The organism is Helicobacter pylori (assembly GCF_003636935.1).
Classification (GTDB): Bacteria; Campylobacterota; Campylobacteria; order Campylobacterales; family Helicobacteraceae; genus Helicobacter; species Helicobacter pylori_CH.
In genome coordinates this window covers 80,070-93,210 of the sequence record NZ_MVVH01000004.1, presented here as the reverse complement: position 1 = coordinate 93,210, position 13,141 = coordinate 80,070, and the positions used below count along the sequence as shown (strand labels likewise).

At 42.3% G+C, this 13,141-nt stretch carries 27 protein-coding genes; all 27 read right to left on the bottom strand.

Annotated features, from left to right (window positions below; all coding sequences use genetic code 11):
• Nucleotides 1–250: 250 nt before the first annotated feature.
• The 27 genes from rplQ to rplD all read right to left on the bottom strand — a co-directional run bounded on the left by rplQ (nucleotide 251) and on the right by rplD (nucleotide 13,131).
• A complete protein-coding gene (gene rplQ / locus EAL87_RS04085) occupies nucleotides 251–601 on the bottom strand; it encodes a 50S ribosomal protein L17 (protein WP_001216111.1) in 351 nt (116 codons plus the stop codon).
• Complete coding sequence (locus EAL87_RS04080) at nucleotides 601–1,635, bottom strand: DNA-directed RNA polymerase subunit alpha (RefSeq protein ID WP_120913122.1); 1,035 nt, start codon at nucleotides 1,633–1,635, stop codon at nucleotides 601–603. The genes rplQ and EAL87_RS04080 overlap by 1 nt, the downstream gene beginning before the upstream one ends.
• An 11-nt stretch (nucleotides 1,636–1,646) precedes the next feature.
• Complete coding sequence (rpsD, locus tag EAL87_RS04075; protein WP_000135247.1) at nucleotides 1,647–2,273, bottom strand: 30S ribosomal protein S4; 627 nt, start codon at nucleotides 2,271–2,273, stop codon at nucleotides 1,647–1,649.
• 9 nt (nucleotides 2,274–2,282) lie between these two features.
• Entirely contained in the window at nucleotides 2,283–2,678 is a 396-nt protein-coding gene (gene rpsK / locus EAL87_RS04070; RefSeq protein WP_001129289.1) for a 30S ribosomal protein S11, read from the bottom strand.
• A 22-nt stretch (nucleotides 2,679–2,700) separates the two neighbouring features.
• On the bottom strand, nucleotides 2,701–3,063 hold the full coding sequence (rpsM, locus tag EAL87_RS04065; RefSeq protein WP_000090809.1) for a 30S ribosomal protein S13: 363 nt from the start codon (nucleotides 3,061–3,063) through the stop codon (nucleotides 2,701–2,703).
• 3 nt (nucleotides 3,064–3,066) lie between these two features.
• Nucleotides 3,067–3,180, bottom strand: coding sequence for a 50S ribosomal protein L36 (gene rpmJ, locus EAL87_RS04060; RefSeq protein ID WP_000868340.1), 114 nt, complete (start codon nucleotides 3,178–3,180; stop codon nucleotides 3,067–3,069).
• A gap of 78 nt (nucleotides 3,181–3,258) precedes the next feature.
• Nucleotides 3,259–3,477: a translation initiation factor IF-1 gene (infA, locus tag EAL87_RS04055; protein ID WP_000090248.1), complete on the bottom strand. Its 219-nt coding sequence runs from the start codon at nucleotides 3,475–3,477 to the stop codon at nucleotides 3,259–3,261.
• Nucleotides 3,477–4,238: a type I methionyl aminopeptidase gene (gene map / locus EAL87_RS04050; protein ID WP_120913120.1), complete on the bottom strand. Its 762-nt coding sequence runs from the start codon at nucleotides 4,236–4,238 to the stop codon at nucleotides 3,477–3,479. The genes infA and map overlap by 1 nt, the downstream gene beginning before the upstream one ends.
• Nucleotides 4,238–5,500, bottom strand: a complete 1,263-nt coding sequence (secY, locus tag EAL87_RS04045; protein WP_001030183.1) for a preprotein translocase subunit SecY — start codon at nucleotides 5,498–5,500, stop codon at nucleotides 4,238–4,240. Before secY ends, map begins: the two co-directional genes overlap by 1 nt.
• Nucleotides 5,501–5,542: 42 nt before the next feature.
• Entirely contained in the window at nucleotides 5,543–5,944 is a 402-nt protein-coding gene (gene rplO / locus EAL87_RS04040; RefSeq protein ID WP_000522162.1) for a 50S ribosomal protein L15, read from the bottom strand.
• Nucleotides 5,945–5,960: 16 nt separating this feature from the next.
• Complete coding sequence (rpsE, locus tag EAL87_RS04035; RefSeq protein ID WP_001860543.1) at nucleotides 5,961–6,404, bottom strand: 30S ribosomal protein S5; 444 nt, start codon at nucleotides 6,402–6,404, stop codon at nucleotides 5,961–5,963.
• 14 nt (nucleotides 6,405–6,418) lie between these two features.
• On the bottom strand, nucleotides 6,419–6,775 hold the full coding sequence (gene rplR, locus EAL87_RS04030; RefSeq protein WP_120913118.1) for a 50S ribosomal protein L18: 357 nt from the start codon (nucleotides 6,773–6,775) through the stop codon (nucleotides 6,419–6,421).
• A 13-nt stretch (nucleotides 6,776–6,788) separates the two neighbouring features.
• Complete coding sequence (gene rplF / locus EAL87_RS04025) at nucleotides 6,789–7,325, bottom strand: 50S ribosomal protein L6 (RefSeq protein ID WP_000086603.1); 537 nt, start codon at nucleotides 7,323–7,325, stop codon at nucleotides 6,789–6,791.
• 10 nt (nucleotides 7,326–7,335) lie between these two features.
• Nucleotides 7,336–7,731: a 30S ribosomal protein S8 gene (rpsH, locus tag EAL87_RS04020; protein WP_000245802.1), complete on the bottom strand. Its 396-nt coding sequence runs from the start codon at nucleotides 7,729–7,731 to the stop codon at nucleotides 7,336–7,338.
• Nucleotides 7,732–7,740: 9 nt separating this feature from the next.
• A complete protein-coding gene (locus EAL87_RS04015) occupies nucleotides 7,741–7,926 on the bottom strand; it encodes a type Z 30S ribosomal protein S14 (RefSeq protein WP_001085694.1) in 186 nt (61 codons plus the stop codon).
• Nucleotides 7,927–7,935: 9 nt separating this feature from the next.
• Nucleotides 7,936–8,481 (bottom strand): 50S ribosomal protein L5, encoded by a 546-nt coding sequence (rplE, locus tag EAL87_RS04010; protein WP_120913116.1) that lies wholly within the window; start codon nucleotides 8,479–8,481, stop codon nucleotides 7,936–7,938.
• A gap of 11 nt (nucleotides 8,482–8,492) precedes the next feature.
• Nucleotides 8,493–8,714 (bottom strand): 50S ribosomal protein L24, encoded by a 222-nt coding sequence (rplX, locus tag EAL87_RS04005; protein ID WP_000834236.1) that lies wholly within the window; start codon nucleotides 8,712–8,714, stop codon nucleotides 8,493–8,495.
• Complete coding sequence (gene rplN, locus EAL87_RS04000) at nucleotides 8,714–9,082, bottom strand: 50S ribosomal protein L14 (RefSeq protein ID WP_000616110.1); 369 nt, start codon at nucleotides 9,080–9,082, stop codon at nucleotides 8,714–8,716. The genes rplX and rplN overlap by 1 nt, the downstream gene beginning before the upstream one ends.
• Nucleotides 9,083–9,084: 2 nt before the next feature.
• Nucleotides 9,085–9,345: a 30S ribosomal protein S17 gene (rpsQ, locus tag EAL87_RS03995; protein WP_001092746.1), complete on the bottom strand. Its 261-nt coding sequence runs from the start codon at nucleotides 9,343–9,345 to the stop codon at nucleotides 9,085–9,087.
• A 14-nt stretch (nucleotides 9,346–9,359) separates the two neighbouring features.
• Nucleotides 9,360–9,560, bottom strand: a complete 201-nt coding sequence (gene rpmC, locus EAL87_RS03990; protein ID WP_000877895.1) for a 50S ribosomal protein L29 — start codon at nucleotides 9,558–9,560, stop codon at nucleotides 9,360–9,362.
• Complete coding sequence (rplP, locus tag EAL87_RS03985; RefSeq protein ID WP_000928961.1) at nucleotides 9,547–9,972, bottom strand: 50S ribosomal protein L16; 426 nt, start codon at nucleotides 9,970–9,972, stop codon at nucleotides 9,547–9,549. Before rplP ends, rpmC begins: the two co-directional genes overlap by 14 nt.
• Before the next feature lie 2 nt (nucleotides 9,973–9,974).
• Nucleotides 9,975–10,679 (bottom strand): 30S ribosomal protein S3, encoded by a 705-nt coding sequence (rpsC, locus tag EAL87_RS03980; protein ID WP_000529972.1) that lies wholly within the window; start codon nucleotides 10,677–10,679, stop codon nucleotides 9,975–9,977.
• 3 nt (nucleotides 10,680–10,682) lie between these two features.
• On the bottom strand, nucleotides 10,683–11,051 hold the full coding sequence (gene rplV / locus EAL87_RS03975; protein WP_000030375.1) for a 50S ribosomal protein L22: 369 nt from the start codon (nucleotides 11,049–11,051) through the stop codon (nucleotides 10,683–10,685).
• A 9-nt stretch (nucleotides 11,052–11,060) separates the two neighbouring features.
• Entirely contained in the window at nucleotides 11,061–11,342 is a 282-nt protein-coding gene (rpsS, locus tag EAL87_RS03970; RefSeq protein WP_000091385.1) for a 30S ribosomal protein S19, read from the bottom strand.
• Between the two features lie 10 nt (nucleotides 11,343–11,352).
• Nucleotides 11,353–12,183 carry a 50S ribosomal protein L2 gene (rplB, locus tag EAL87_RS03965; RefSeq protein WP_120913114.1) on the bottom strand — a complete coding sequence of 277 codons (831 nt, stop codon included), beginning with the start codon at nucleotides 12,181–12,183 and terminating at the stop codon, nucleotides 11,353–11,355.
• Between the two features lie 15 nt (nucleotides 12,184–12,198).
• Nucleotides 12,199–12,480: a 50S ribosomal protein L23 gene (locus EAL87_RS03960; protein ID WP_000763611.1), complete on the bottom strand. Its 282-nt coding sequence runs from the start codon at nucleotides 12,478–12,480 to the stop codon at nucleotides 12,199–12,201.
• A gap of 3 nt (nucleotides 12,481–12,483) precedes the next feature.
• Nucleotides 12,484–13,131 (bottom strand): 50S ribosomal protein L4, encoded by a 648-nt coding sequence (gene rplD / locus EAL87_RS03955; RefSeq protein ID WP_000030143.1) that lies wholly within the window; start codon nucleotides 13,129–13,131, stop codon nucleotides 12,484–12,486.
• Nucleotides 13,132–13,141 lie beyond the last annotated feature (10 nt).

Below are 13,141 nucleotides of genomic sequence, written 5' to 3'. Positions count from 1 at the left end.
GCGAGTTTTGAGTTTATTTTAATTTTTTAAAAATGGGGTTTTAGTTACTTTATTTTTGCCGTTTGGAGATTATCGCTTAACTAAGCTCTTTTATATTTTGATTACAGAAAACGCTTTTAGCATTTTTTAAATTTTATAATTAACGCTCAATAAAACAAAATCAAAGCTTTTAAGCGCTTCTTTTAAAAAGATAAAATCAAAGCGATAATACCAACCAAGACTAAAATCTTGGCTAGCAGTCCATCACATTTCACACAAATTCAATGGTGGCTAGAGTGGAAGCGTCCCCTCTTCTAAAAGTGGTGCGTTGGATCCTTGTGTATCCGCCATTCCTTTGCGCGTATTTGGGTGCGATTTCAGTTACAAGCTTGTGGGTGGCTTCTTTGTTTTGCAAATACGCAAAAACATGGCGGTGCGCGTTAAAATCGCCCACACGAGCCGCTGTCGTTAATTTCTCAATGTAACTGCACAACTCCTTAGCTTTATAAATCCCTGTTTCAATTTTGTTATGCTCAATCAAAGCGATCGCCAAATTCTTTAATAACGCCTTTCTGTGCGAGCTGGTTCTCCCAAGCTTGCGGTATCCGTGTTTGTGTCTCATCAGTCGTTACCTCCTTTATCTTCTAATTTTTCTAATCTTTTCTTTAAACTTTCTCTTTGTTCAGGGCTTAATTCTGTGCCTACCGGATAGCCCAAATCATTCAATTTTTCAGCGATTTCATCATAGGATTTTTTGCCCATGTTTTTCACGCTTTTAAGCTCTTCTTCGCTCATCAAAACCAATTCGCCCACATACTTGATACCGATTTTATCCAAGCAGTTAAAACACCTAGCGCTCAAATTCATGCTTTCAATCTTAGCGCTCAAGTCTTTAGCGTCATCTCTTTGAGCGTAATCGCCTGAATACTCCGTGTTGGCAATGGGTTTTTCACCAAAAACGCCCAGTTGCTTACTCATCACTTTCACCGCTGATAAAAACGCTTTATAAGGGTCAATCTGCCCGTCTGTTTCAATATCAAAAATGATTTTTTCATAGTTAGGATCGCCCTCAACCAAAACGTTTTCAATCTCATAAACGACCTTTTTAATCGGCGTGAAAGAGCCGTCTAGCGGCATGTAGCCCTCAGGCATCAATTCTCTTGTAGTTTCGCTTGGGACATACCCCATTCCTTTATAGATAATGAGCGAAAAATTCAATTGAGCGTCTTCGTTGATTGTGGCTAGGGGCATTTCCGGATTGACGATTTCTATATGTTCAGAATTCAAATCCCTAGCCCTAAGCTCCATAGGCCCTTTAAAAGAATAATCCACCACAACCGATTGGTTTTCTAAAGAACTATCCTGCCCCACTAACGCCTTGGCTATAAAGCGGATATTTTTTAAATTCATGATAAAAAGCGACACATCTTCAGTAACCCCCCTTAATGAGTCAAACTCATGATAGACGCCTTCAATCTTTAAACCTACAGGAGCATACCCCACAGAGCTTAAAAGCAAGAGCCTTCTAATAGGATGAGCGAGCGTAACAGCGTAACCAAACTCAAATGGAGCCAGAGAAATCTTAACCCGATTGCCCTCTTTCTCTAGAACCTTAATTTCTGATGGGATCAAAGGTGCTGTTTTGATAACTTTCATGCTCTAACCCCTTACTTAGAATACAATTCTACAATGAGTCTTTCTTCAATAGGGACAACCACTTCTTCTCTTTCAGGGTAGCGGGTGAAGATGCCGTATTTTTTATCTTTTTCCACATCAATCCATGGCACAATCCCTGTTTGAGCTGTCAATTCCATCGCGCGTACCACTTGGGGGTTGCTCTTGGTTTTTTCTTTGATCTCAATTTTTTGCCCTGAACGCACAAAATAAGAGGGAATATCCAAACGCTTACCATCCACAAGCACATGCCCATGCGTTACCAATTGCCTAGCAGAGCTTCTAGTGGTCGCAAACCCCATGCGATAGACAACATTATCCAATCTTCTCTCAATCAAGCGGATAAGGTTTTCACCCGTATTGCCGTCCAAGCGATTGGCTTCCACGAAAATACTCCTGAATTGCTTTTCAGAAATGCCATACATCATTTTAGCTTTTTGCTTTTCTTTCAATTGCAACCCGTAATCAGAAGTCTTAGCGCGTCTTTGCCCATGCTGGCCTGGCCCATAAGCCCTTTTATCTAGCGCGCTCTTCCCGCTCAATCGCCTTTCACCTTTTAAGGCTAAAGAAACCCCAAAACGCCTTTCTAGTCTTTCTACTGCGCCTCTATATCTTGCCATAAAGCCTCCTTACACTCTTCTTCTTTTAGGGGGTCTGCAACCATTATGAGGGAGCGGGGTGATGTCTTTAATCCAAAGCACTTTAACGCCCTCTGTCGCACCCACGCTCTTAATAGCGGTCTCACGCCCACTGCCTGGCCCTTGAACCTTAATGCCCACTTCTTTAACGCCATGCTCTTTAGCCTTGCTTAGAGCGCTTTCTACAGCTTGTTGGGCCGCATAAGGGGTGGATTTTTTAGAGCCTTTAAACCCTAAACCGCCCGCTGTGCTCCAGCAAATCACATTACCCATTTCATCAGTGATAGTGATGTTGGTATTATTAAAGGTCGCTGAAATATAAACAACCCCTCTAGCAATATTCTTTTTGACTACTTTCTTTTTAGCCGTTACATTTCTCTTAGCCATTAAATCATCATCTCCTTATCCGCTACTTGCTACCCACGGTTTTTTTCTTACCCTTACGAGTCCTAGCGTTATTTTTAGTGGTTTGGCCTCTCACAGGAAGACCTTTACGATGCCTGATCCCACGATAATTCCCTAAGTCCATTAAAGATTTAATATCCATTTGAACTTTTTTACGCAAATCGCCCTCTACCAAGTAGCTTTGCTGGATTTTTTTAGCGATACTAGACACTTCATCTTCGCTCAATTCATGCACGCGCTTGTCAAAAGAAATGCCCACCGCTTCTAAAATCTCTCTAGAACTCTTAAGCCCAATCCCATAAATATAGGTAAGGGCATACTCTACTCTCTTCTTTTTTGGTAAATCCACACCAGCAATCCTTGCCATGCTTTATCCTTGTCTTTGTTTGTGTTTAGGGGTAGTGCAGATCACTCTAATAACGCCCCTTCTTTTAATGATTTTGCACTTATCGCACATCTTTTTCACTGATGGCCTGACTTTCATGATTTTTCTCCTTTGAAAAAATTAGGCACTACTAAAAACTTTTATACTAACATATTTTCATTGAAATAACCCTTAAATTCATTTATATCTAAAAGTTATCCGACCCTTGTCTAAGCTATAGGGCGTAAGCTCTAGCTTGACCCTATCGCCTAAAGCAATCCTAATATAGTGCATGCGCATCTTTCCAGAAATACGGCACAACACCACATGCTTGTTGTCTAATTCCACCTTAAAAGTGGCGTTAGGCAACGCCTCAATCACTTTCCCATCCACTTCTATAACATCATCTCTTGCCATTAACGCTCCGTAAGAATCACTGCTTTATTGCCAACTATGGCGATAGTATGCTCATGGTGGCTTGTGTTAAGCCCATCCACTGAAACCACGCTCCACTTATCCGCTAGTATTTTAGGCTCGCCCTGTTTTTGACACACCATAGGCTCTAAGCAAAATACCATGCCCTCTTTGATTTTAGGGCCGCTATTAGCTTTGACGCCTTTTTCTAGGTAGTTGGGGATTTCTGGCTCTTCATGGGGTTTTTTACCAATGCCATGCCCACAAAATCCTTTCAAAGGCACAAAGCCCCTTTCTACAATAGCACTCTCTAAAATCTGACTCAACTCTTTAAAATGCATGCCCACTCTAATGGAGCTAATGGCATGCATCAAGCTCTCTTCAGAGCAAGCGAGCAATTTTTCATCTTGCGGGCTTATCGCGCCTATGGGAAGCGTGAGAGCTGAATCGCCATAATAACCATCCACCTCCACCCCCAAATCCAAGCCTATAATATCCCCCTCTTGTAAAACATAATCCGTAGGAATGCCATGAATGACCACCTCATTTAAGGACATGCACACAGAATTAGGGAAACCATAGAGCCCCTTAAAAGCGGGTCTAGCCCCAAGAGATTGGATAAAATCTTCAGCCATTTTATCCAGCTCTAAAAGTGAAACTCCAGGCCTTACTTCTCGCTCTAAAAGGGCTAACGCTTGAGCGGTTAATTCCCCGGCTTTTCTTAGAGCTTTGATTTCTTTTGGGCTTTTAATAGAGATTGCCATTAAAAGCCTACCGCGCTTAAAGTTTTATACTTGCTCATATAAATTTGCGCTTCAATCTTTTTCATGGTATCAATAGCGACTTGAACCACAATCAGCACCGCCGTGCCTCCAAAGTAAAAAGGCACGCCCATAGCCTTAACCAAAATCCAAGGCACGGTAGAAATGAGCGCTAAATACAACGAACCCCACAAAGTGAGCTTACTCGCTACAGAATTTAAAAACGATGAAGTCCCCTCTCCAGGCCTAAGCCCTGGAATATACCCACCATTACGCCTCAAATTATCCGCAATATCCTTAGAATTGAACACGATAGAAGAATAAAAGTAAGCGAAAAAGATGATGAGCAAGAACATCAAAATATTATACGCATATCCTTGCGGGCTTAAAAAATCTGCAATCGCTTGCAAGGTTTTGTTGCTTGTGGCTTGCTGTAAAATCGTAGAAGGGAACACGAGCAAAGCTGAAGCGAAAATGGGGGGGATCACCCCGCTTAAATTCAACTTAATAGGAATGTAGTTCATGATGCGCTTGTTTTGGTTTTGCATCACCACTTTACGTGCATAAGAAATAGGGATCCTACGCTCAGCTAATTCCACATAGATAATCGCAAAAATAGTCGCTAAAACAATCAGCACAATACCAATGAGCATTAAGATATTGATCACGCCCGTATTGACCAAATTGAATGTGCCTGAAATAGCCGACGGAATCCCTGAAACAATCCCAGCAAAAATAATGAGACTAATCCCATTCCCCACGCCCCTTTGCGTGATTTGCTCCCCTATCCACATGAGCAGCATCGTCCCTGTAAGCATAGAAAACGCTGAAACGATCATAAAGACTTGCATATCAATCATGATCGCCCCATTGGCTCCTCCACTAATGCTCCTTAAGCCCACTGAAACGCTCACCGCTTGGATTAGGGTGATTAAAATGGTCAAATAGCGCACGATTTGCATGTACTTTTGCATGCCGTCTCGCTCTTTTTTCATTTTAGCCAAGTTGGGGAAAGTCGCGCTCAAAAGCTCCATGATAATGGAAGAAGTGATGTAGGGCATGATACCCAAAGAGATGATGCTCAAGCGAGAAACCGCATTCCCGCTAAACATGTTAAACAACCCCAAAGCGTTGTTGGAGTTGCTGTCAAAAAAAGCCTTGATCGCTGCTAAATCTACGCCAGGAATGGGGATATAAGCTAAGACTCTGTAGAGAAATAAAAAACCCAAAGTGATGAGTATCTTACTAGCAATAGCTTTATTCATAATAACTTATTCCTCTTAAATCAAGCTGATACAACAGGGGCATTACTTCTGCCCGCTTGTTTTGATTCTCTCATCTTTAATTTTAGAAGCCAAGTTTTTAGCGTCTTTACCGATCAATTTCACGCCTTCAATATAAAGGGGGAAATGGTGCAAAGCGCGCAAGCTTGAAAAAGTGATTTCTTCTAAATGCTTGATCGCTTCATTCTTTTCTACATTGATAGAATAGATATGAGAATCTTTAGTCCTAAAACCTATTTTAGGCAAACGGCGTTGTAAGGGTTGTTGCCCTCCTTCAAAGCCTCTTTTAGCCTTATAGCCTGTCCTTGCGGTTTGGCCTTTACCGCCTCTTGTGGCCGTCTTTCCCATGCCGCTTCCTTGACCACGGCCCACTCGTTTGATTTTCTTAACGCTACCTTTAGCCGGTTTTAAATTTTCTAATCCCATTGTCATATCCTTTTAACTACGCCTTGATTTTCGCTAAAGCGTCAAAAGTCGCACGCACCACATTATAGGGGTTGTTGGAGCCTAAAGATTTGGTTAGAATATCCTTAATGCCTGCTAATTCCACGATAGGGCGCGTTGAACCCCCAGCAATCACTCCCGTTCCCTCACTTGCCGGTTTGAGCAAAATACGGCTTGCGTTGTATTTATGTTCAATATCATGAGCGATAGTCGTGCCTTTAATGGTTACATGAATGAGATTTTTAAACGCATCATCTACCGCTTTTTTAATCGCATCAGGGACTTCCTTAGCCTTGCCTAAACCAAAACCTACAAGCCCGTTTTTATTGCCCACAACCACTAAAGCGTTAAAACGAAACCGCCTACCGCCCTTAACCACTTTGGTTACACGGCCAATATTCACGACGACTTCTTGAAACTCTTCTCTGTTAATCTCTTCCATACCTTTCCTTTCTGTCATAGAGCGATCCCGTTCTCTCTCAAGCTTTCAGCAAACGCTGCCACCACGCCATGATAGAGGTAACCATTCCTGTCATAAACCACCCGCTCAATCCCTGCTTTTTTCAATTCTTCAGCAAAGAGAGCGCCTAATTTTTTAGCGTCTTCTTGCGTGTTTTTAAAGCCCATTTTCCTGCCGTCAATATGCGTTATAGTGCTTTGTTTCACGTCATCAATCGCTTGCACATAGAAATAGCGATTCGAACGAAAAACGCTCACCCTAGGCCTTAATGCATCGCCTAAGAGTTTGCTTTTAATCCTTAATTTCCGGCGATCTCTTAAGGCTTTCTTTTTATACAATGCTTTTGCGTTCATCACTCCACCTTATTTATTTTTTAGCTGTTTTACCAGCTTTTCTAATAATGACTTCATCGCTGTATTTCACGCCCTTGCCCTTGTATGGCTCTGGGGGTCTGAAGCTCCTGATTTCAGCGGCGACTTGCCCTACTTTTTGCTTATCGCTCCCTTTGATCGTGATCGTGTTTTTTTCCACCACCATTTCAATCCCCGCTGGAATGGGGTATTTCACTGGGTGGCTAAAACCCAAACTCAAATCCAAAGTTTTATTGCCCAAAGCCACCTTATAGCCCACGCCATTGACTTCTAAAGTCTTACTGAAACCGGTGCTTAAGCCTGTTACAATGTTATTGGCTAACGCCCCATAAGTCCCCCAATAAGCCCTAGACTGCGCGTCTTCGCCCACAGGCTGGAAGCTCAATTGGTTGTTTTCAAGCGTGATTTTCACTCGGTTGTGAGTTTCTAACTCATGCTTTTCTTTGCTGTTTTTAAAAAGAAGCTTGCTCCCTTCAACGCTCGCTTGCACAGAGCTTGGAATTTCAATGATTCTTTTCCCGATTCTTGACATTTTCAATCCTTTACCAAATGCTGCAAAGCACTTCGCCACCGACATTTTGTCTGTAAGCTTCTTCGTTGGTGATCACCCCTTTAGAAGTGCTTACCACAATCACGCCATAGCCATTTTTAAAGCGCTTCAACTCGTTTTTTTGCTTATACACACGACGACCGGGCTTGCTCAAGCGCTTCACTTCGCTGATCTTTGAATGCCCTTTTTCATCATAAGCCAATTGCACATAAACCGATTGTTTCTTGTCTTTATCTTTGATATTGAAATCTTTAATGAAACCTTTTTCTTTAAAAATCTCTAAAATAGAAACCACGATCTTTGCGTAATAAAGCTGTGTGAATTCTAAGCGGCGCATAGAAGCGTTTCTCAAACGAGTTAATGAATCTGCAATTATATCATTTACCATATCTTATCCTTACCAACTGGCTTTTCTCAAGCCTGGGATGAGTCCCTCACTGCCCATTTTTCTCAGGCACACCCTACAAAGTCCAAAATCCCTATAAACCGAATGAGGTCTCCCGCAAATGCGGCATCTGGTATAAGCCCTTACTTGGAATTTTGGTTTCCTTTGAGCCTTTGCTATCATTGATTTTTTAGCCATATTAACCCCTTATCTCACTTTTGCAAAAGGCAATCCAAGCAATTCTAACAACTTGAACGCTTCTTTATCGTTGTCCGTAGAAGTTACCATCGTGATGTTCATGCCATGACTGACCATAATATCATCATAAACCACTTCCGGGAAAATCAACTGCTCATTGATCCCAAAGGTGTAATTCCCACGCCCGTCAAACCCATTCCGTGAAATCCCTCTAAAGTCTTTCACTCTGGGTAACGAAATCACAATCAGCTTTTCTAAGAAATTATACATGCGTTTATTCCTTAAGGTAACTTTCGCCCCTACCGCCATGCCTTCTCTGATCTTAAAACCCGCAACGGATTTTTTCGCTTTAGTGATAACCGCTTTTTGCCCTGCAATCAAAGAAATCGTTTGTGCAATATTTTGCATGATTTTAATGTCTTTTGCATGAGCCCCAGCGCCCACGCTGATAACGATTTTTTCTAGCTTGGGTAAAAGCATGGGGTTTTTGATGTCTAATTCTTGAGCGAGTTTTATTTTCACTTCATTTTGATAAAATTGTTTCAAACCAAACACTACCTAACTCCTTAAGCTTTTTTCACATTAGAAATGTGCATGGGCTTTTCTTTATGGATAAAGCCCCCTTTAGGGTTATCATCAGTGGGTTTAATCGCTTTTTTCACCACCTTACACCCTTCAACAATGACTTGAGAAGTCTTAGGCAACACCGCTAAAACCTTAGCGACCTTACCCTTATCGTCTCCTGCAATGACTTTCACCATGTCATTTTTTTTGATTTCGCTTTTCATTATACAACCTCCGGCGCTAGAGAAATGATTTTCATAAAATTAGCGTAACGCACTTCTCGGCTCACTGGCCCAAAAATCCTTGTGCCAACAGGATCTTTTTTAGCGTCCAAAATCACTGCTGCATTGTCATCAAAACGCACCAGAGAACCATTTTTCCTTTGAATTTCTTTTTTCGTTCGCACCACAACGGCTTTCACCACCTGGCCTCGTTTCACCTTGCCATTAGGGATAGCTTTTTTCACGGAAGCCACAATCACGCTACCCACGCTCGCATAGCGTTTGTGGCTGCCTCCTAACACCTTAATGCACATGATTTCTTTCGCGCCGCTATTATCAGCGACATTCAATCTTGTAAAACTCTGTATCATGCTTATACTCCCACTACTAAAATTTCTTTAAGCGTGAAGGACTTGGTTTTAGAAAGCGGTCTGCACTCAATCGCGCTCACAAAATCCCCTACTTTCACTTGATTGTTTTCATCATGAATGGTGTATTTTTTGAACTTTTTAACAATCTTGCGGTATTTTTCATGCACCACTTTCCTTTCCACAAGAATCACAGCACTTTTTTCAGCAAATTTGCTGATCACCTTGCCTTGCACCAGCCTTTTATGCGGCTCTTTCGTATTCATTGCTTACCCTTTTTTTACTCAACGCTAGAAGAATAATACGCATTAATGGCCGTGTTAATGCGAGCGATATTTCTTCTGGCTTTCTTAATCTCGTTAGGATTACTCAATTGCATGGTCTTTAACTTAACGCGCAACTCAAAAAGCTCCGCTTTCTTAGCATGCAACAACTCTTCTAATTCCTTGATACTCTTATCTTTCAATTCAGTATATTTCATTTTCGCTCTCACAAGTTACAATTTTGGTTTTAAAAGGAAGTTTGCTCTGAGCTAACGCTAAAGCTTCTCTCGCTAGTCCTTCTTCAATGCCTAGCATTTCATAAACGATTCTGCCCGGCTTGATATTCATCACCCATTTTTCCACAGAGCCTTTACCTTTACCCATCCTGGTTTCTAAAGGCTTAGCGGTCAAAGGCTTATCGGGAAATACTCTAATCCACACCTTACCCGCTCTTTTAATGTGCCTTGTCATGGCCACCCTTGCGGATTCAATCTGGCGTGAATCAATCCTCCCATGCTCTATGGCTTTAATCGCAATATCCCCAAACGCAATAGAGTTACCACGATGGGCTTTCCCACGATTGCGCCCTTTCATTTGCTTTCTGTATTTTGTTCTTTTTGGCATTAACATGATTATTGCCTCCCTCTTCTGCTTCTTCTAGGCTCTCTTTCTTCTTTAGCCTCTTCTTTTTTCTCAAATTGGATGCCTTTTTGCAAAACTTCCCCTTTGAAAATCCACACTTTCACGCCAATAATACCATATACCGTCATCGCTTCAGCAAAGCCATAATCAATCTTAGCCCTTAAAGTGTGTAAAGGCACGCGCCCTTCCATATACCATTCGGTGCGAGCGATTTCAGCCCCTGCTAAACGACCAGAAACGCGCACCTTGATCCCTTTAGCGCCGGATTTTAACGCCGCTTGCATGACTTTTTTCATCGCGCGGCGGAAAGCGACCCTTTTTTCTAGCTGGGTGGCTACATTTTCTGCGGCTAATTGGGCGTCAGCTTGGGGGCGTTTGACTTCTTTAATATTAATGGAGACTTCTTTTTTGATGAGCGTTTTTAAGCCTTCTTTGACTTTTTCAATATCCACGCCTTTTTTACCAATGATAAGCCCTGGGCGAGCCGCTACGACCGTAACGCGCAGTTTTTTAGCCGCTCTTTCAATCACAATCTCGCTCACGCCGGCATAATAAAGCTCTTTTTTAAGGAATTTCCTAATCTTATTGTCTTCATCAATATTGCTTGGAGCGGTGCGAGCGCTGGGGAACCATCTGGAAGTCCAATTCCTATTAATACCTAATCTTAAACCTACCGGATTAACTTTTTGTCCCATGCCCTACTTACCTTCTGCTTGATTTTTTTTATGGCTTTTAGAAGATTTCATTTCTTTCCCTTCTGCTACTTCTACGAATACATGAGATGTTGGCTTTCTAATGGCTGTGGCTCTGCCTTTAGCCCTTGGAATGGAGCGCCTAAGCACAGGACCTGCATCCACTCTGCAAGAAACAATCAGAGCGCTTTTGGCGTCTAAAGAGCCGTTAGCGACCGCAGAAGCCACCACTTTTGAAAGCACTCTAGCCGCTTTATTGGGCGTAAATTCCAAACTAGCGATCGCTAATTCAGCGTTCATGCCTTGGATCTGTCTTGCAATCAATCTGGCTTTAGTAGGAGATAACCGCACAAATCTTAATAATGCTTTACTCATTCTACCCCCTTACTTGCCAATCTTTTTTTGGACACTGCCTTTGTGCCCTTTAAAAGTTCTTGTAGGAGCGAATTCCCCTAACTTATAACCCACATGGTTTTCTGTGATATACACAGGGACAAAAACCCTTCCGTTATGCACATTATAAGTAAAACCAATCATTTCAGGCAAAATGGTGCTTCTTCTAGACCATGTTTTAATCGGGCGGTTATCCTTGCCCTCTTTTGCCTTGAGCGTTTTTTTCATCAAGTGGTCGTCTATAAAAGGACCCTTTTTAATTGACCTAGACATTCTTAACCCTTTATTTATGTTTCTTTCTGGAAATGATGAGCTTGTCGCTAGCTTTTTTCTTTCTCGTTTTATAGCCCTTAGCCGGAGTACCCCAAGGCGATACAGGATGACCGCTTGTCCCTGTTTTACCCTCACCCCCACCATGCGGGTGATCCACTGGGTTCATCGCGCTACCACGAGTTTGTGGGCGGATACCTCTGTGGCGGTTACGCCCTGCCTTACCGATAGAGACATTGATAAAATCCTCATTCCCTACCACGCCAACACTCGCCATGCATTCGCTCAAAATGTAGCGCATTTCAGAGCTTGGCATCCTAAGAATGGTGTATTTATTTTCCCTGCCCATGATTTGAGCGCTCATCCCAGCACTTCTGGCTAATTGCCCGCCAGCCCCTGGATGCATTTCAATGTTATGCACCACCGTTCCTATAGGGATATTTTTCAACTTCATCGCAAAGCCCACTTTAATATCCAAACCGCCTTCAGCAGCGATAACGCTATCGCCCACTTTCAAACCGCTTGGCTGTAAAATATAGCGTTTGTCCCCATCAGGATAGACTACAAGAGCGATGCGCGCGTTTCTGTAAGGATCATACTCAATCGCAGCCACTTTCCCTTCAATATTGTATTTGTTGCGCTTGAAATCAATAATGCGATAGAGTTTTTTAGCCCCTCTCTCTTTGTGGCGGCTGGTGATGCGCCCATTATTGTTTCTCCCTGCTGTCGCTTTAAGCTTAGTGAGTAAGCCTTTGACACTGCTTTTTGCGGTAATGTCTTTAGAGTCCAACACCGACATGAAGCGTCTGCTTGGGGTGTAGGGCTTATAAGTTTTAATCGTCATAACGCTTTCTCCTTTCTACGCGCCAAGGGCGGCAATACTAGCGCCCTCTGGAACTTTCACATAAAATTTCTTAAACGACTTTCTTTGTCCAAGCTTCCCTCTAAAGCGTTTCACCTTACCCTCTTGTTTCAAAGAATTGATTTTCAAAGGCTCAAAGCCAAAGTAAGTTTTAAACACTTCTTTGAGCTGGTTTTTAGTTACATGTTGAGCCGTTTGGACCACTAAAACACCTTTTTCTTGCAATCCTAATGACTTTTCAGTGTAAAGAATTGACTTTATATCCATGATGTCTGCCATTTTTTACTCCTCTGTCTTATCTTGCACCACATGCTGAAACGCTGCTTCTTCCATCACCACAGAGCTAAACGCCGCCAAAAGATAAGCGTTTAACTCGCTCACATCAACAATAAGGCATTTTTTAAGGTTACTAAAGGCTAACTCGGTGTATTCGTCCATGTTCATGCACACAAACAAAGTGTCTCGTTGCTCCAAAGCCTGGAACATTTGGTTGGCTTCTTTAGTCAAATGCTTTCTTTTATTGTCTTCAACCACGCCTTTTATAGCGATTTTTTCCACCACAAAAAGCTTATTCGCTTGCGCTTTTTCTTCTAAAGCGTATTCTAAAGCCAAGCGTTTTTGTTTTTTGTTAATTTTAAGGTTGTAGTTGCGCTTATTCGTAGCCCCATGAGAGACACCCCCACCCACAAACACAGGCGAAGTGATGCTCCCTGCTCTGGCTCTTCCGCCCCCTTTTTGCGCCCAAGGCTTCCTACCGCCTCCGCTCACTTCAGCACGGTTTTTACTTTTAGCGGTATTAGCGCGCGCAGAAGATAAATAATGTTTCACATAAAGATAGAGATTATGGCTGTTAATGCCCTCATATCTTTTAGGTAACTCCACGCTACCCTTTTCTTTCAAATGGCTGTCTAAAACGATGGCCTTACTCATATCAAACCCT

Excerpts from the sequence above, each read along its gene's own strand:
- rplB (WP_120913114.1), bottom strand. The coding sequence starts at position 12,183 with ATGACGATTAAAACTTATAAGCCCTACACCCCAAGCAGACGCTTCATG.
- rpsD (WP_000135247.1), bottom strand. The coding sequence starts at position 2,273 with ATGGCAAGATATAGAGGCGCAGTAGAAAGACTAGAAAGGCGTTTTGGG.
- EAL87_RS04015 (WP_001085694.1), bottom strand. The coding sequence starts at position 7,926 with ATGGCTAAAAAATCAATGATAGCAAAGGCTCAAAGGAAACCAAAATTC.
- rpsH (WP_000245802.1), bottom strand. The coding sequence starts at position 7,731 with ATGGTAAATGATATAATTGCAGATTCATTAACTCGTTTGAGAAACGCT.
- rpsM (WP_000090809.1), bottom strand. The coding sequence starts at position 3,063 with ATGGCAAGGATTGCTGGTGTGGATTTACCAAAAAAGAAGAGAGTAGAG.
- rplF (WP_000086603.1), bottom strand. The coding sequence starts at position 7,325 with ATGTCAAGAATCGGGAAAAGAATCATTGAAATTCCAAGCTCTGTGCAA.
- rplN (WP_000616110.1), bottom strand. The coding sequence starts at position 9,082 with ATGATACAGAGTTTTACAAGATTGAATGTCGCTGATAATAGCGGCGCG.
- rpsS (WP_000091385.1), bottom strand. The coding sequence starts at position 11,342 with ATGTCTAGGTCAATTAAAAAGGGTCCTTTTATAGACGACCACTTGATG.
- map (WP_120913120.1), bottom strand. The coding sequence starts at position 4,238 with ATGGCAATCTCTATTAAAAGCCCAAAAGAAATCAAAGCTCTAAGAAAA.
- rplP (WP_000928961.1), bottom strand. The coding sequence starts at position 9,972 with ATGTTAATGCCAAAAAGAACAAAATACAGAAAGCAAATGAAAGGGCGC.
- EAL87_RS03960 (WP_000763611.1), bottom strand. The coding sequence starts at position 12,480 with ATGGCAGACATCATGGATATAAAGTCAATTCTTTACACTGAAAAGTCA.
- rplX (WP_000834236.1), bottom strand. The coding sequence starts at position 8,714 with ATGAAAAGCGAAATCAAAAAAAATGACATGGTGAAAGTCATTGCAGGA.
- rplV (WP_000030375.1), bottom strand. The coding sequence starts at position 11,051 with ATGAGTAAAGCATTATTAAGATTTGTGCGGTTATCTCCTACTAAAGCC.
- rpmC (WP_000877895.1), bottom strand. The coding sequence starts at position 9,560 with ATGAAATATACTGAATTGAAAGATAAGAGTATCAAGGAATTAGAAGAG.
- rplD (WP_000030143.1), bottom strand. The coding sequence starts at position 13,131 with ATGAGTAAGGCCATCGTTTTAGACAGCCATTTGAAAGAAAAGGGTAGC.
- rplQ (WP_001216111.1), bottom strand. The coding sequence starts at position 601 with ATGAGACACAAACACGGATACCGCAAGCTTGGGAGAACCAGCTCGCAC.
- rpsQ (WP_001092746.1), bottom strand. The coding sequence starts at position 9,345 with ATGAATACGAAAGAGCCGCATAAAAGGCTGGTGCAAGGCAAGGTGATC.
- rpsK (WP_001129289.1), bottom strand. The coding sequence starts at position 2,678 with ATGGCTAAGAGAAATGTAACGGCTAAAAAGAAAGTAGTCAAAAAGAAT.
- rpsE (WP_001860543.1), bottom strand. The coding sequence starts at position 6,404 with ATGGAAGAGATTAACAGAGAAGAGTTTCAAGAAGTCGTCGTGAATATT.
- rpsC (WP_000529972.1), bottom strand. The coding sequence starts at position 10,679 with ATGGGACAAAAAGTTAATCCGGTAGGTTTAAGATTAGGTATTAATAGG.
- rpmJ (WP_000868340.1), bottom strand. The coding sequence starts at position 3,180 with ATGAAAGTCAGGCCATCAGTGAAAAAGATGTGCGATAAGTGCAAAATC.
- infA (WP_000090248.1), bottom strand. The coding sequence starts at position 3,477 with ATGGCAAGAGATGATGTTATAGAAGTGGATGGGAAAGTGATTGAGGCG.
- rplR (WP_120913118.1), bottom strand. The coding sequence starts at position 6,775 with ATGAACGCAAAAGCATTGTATAAAAAGAAAGCCTTAAGAGATCGCCGG.
- secY (WP_001030183.1), bottom strand. The coding sequence starts at position 5,500 with ATGAATAAAGCTATTGCTAGTAAGATACTCATCACTTTGGGTTTTTTA.
- rplO (WP_000522162.1), bottom strand. The coding sequence starts at position 5,944 with ATGGGATTAGAAAATTTAAAACCGGCTAAAGGTAGCGTTAAGAAAATC.
- EAL87_RS04080 (WP_120913122.1), bottom strand. The coding sequence starts at position 1,635 with ATGAAAGTTATCAAAACAGCACCTTTGATCCCATCAGAAATTAAGGTT.